Source organism: Halomonas sp. SIMBA_159 (genome assembly GCF_046536035.1).
Taxonomy (GTDB): domain Bacteria; phylum Pseudomonadota; class Gammaproteobacteria; order Pseudomonadales; family Halomonadaceae; genus Vreelandella; species Vreelandella venusta_A.
In genome coordinates this window covers 1-411 of record NZ_JAWJBT010000128.1, presented here as the reverse complement: position 1 = coordinate 411, position 411 = coordinate 1, and the positions used below count along the sequence as shown (strand labels likewise).

Here is a 411-nt window from a genome sequence, read left to right as displayed (position 1 = left end):
CGTCGACGGCGAGACGCTCGAGCGCTGGCGTGCGCTGACGTACCCGCAGCTGGCGACCGAGGTGCTCGGGCTGTTCGCGACCGACATCCCGCGCGCGGATCTCGCGCGGATGACCGATGCGGCATACGCCGGCTTCCCCGACGGCGTCGTGCCGCTGCGGGCCATCGATGACGAGCTGACGCTCGTCGGACTCTCCGAGGGGCCGACGCTTGCGTTCAAGGACATGGCGATGCAGTTCCTCGGACAGGTGCTCGAGTACACGCTGGAGCGCAACGACGCCGTGCTCAACATCCTCGGCGCGACCTCGGGCGACACCGGTTCTGCGGCCGAGCACGCCCTCCGCGGCAAGGAGCGCGTCGCGGTGTTCATGCTGTCGCCGCAGGGCCGCATGAGTGCGTTCCAGCGGGCACA

1 pseudogene is annotated in these 411 nt (G+C 70.1%); it reads left to right on the top strand.

Annotation, left to right across the window (positions count from 1 at the left end):
- Nucleotides 1-411, top strand: a pseudogene (locus R0J87_RS18675) (threonine synthase); the annotation flags it as partial.